The 305-nt window shown below is 40.0% G+C and carries 1 protein-coding gene; it reads right to left on the bottom strand.

The window, feature by feature from the left end:
- Nucleotides 1-305 (bottom strand): SIS domain-containing protein (locus tag ETC07_RS16125; protein ID WP_136249327.1); only part of this gene is annotated, 305 nt, incomplete at both ends.

Genomic DNA, 305 nt, shown 5'->3' with positions numbered 1-305 from the left:
AGTCTGGGAAAAAGGAGCCATCTGATTTAAAACCAACTAGAGCAACATCAGATAGGGAGGTCAGCGTGGATTCACCCGCTGTCGTAAGGAGAAGTGTTGCAATATTGTGTTGTTGACAATTTTGTGCAGCATTTACCAATTCTGGAGTTTCGCCATTTAAAGATATGAAAAGGACAGCGTCTTCGGGGGATAATTTTTTACTCATGATTTTAATGATTTCAGGGTCTGTAAAGAGTTCACAGTATTTTTCTGTAAGCTGAAACTTGATCATCATCTCTTGGGCAACCATTTCTGAAAAACCACGG

The sequence above is a fragment of the Halomonas borealis genome, from assembly GCF_004798905.1.
In the GTDB taxonomy this organism is placed as follows: domain Bacteria; phylum Pseudomonadota; class Gammaproteobacteria; order Pseudomonadales; family Halomonadaceae; genus Halomonas; species Halomonas borealis.
This window is presented reverse-complemented; position numbering and strand designations above follow the sequence as displayed.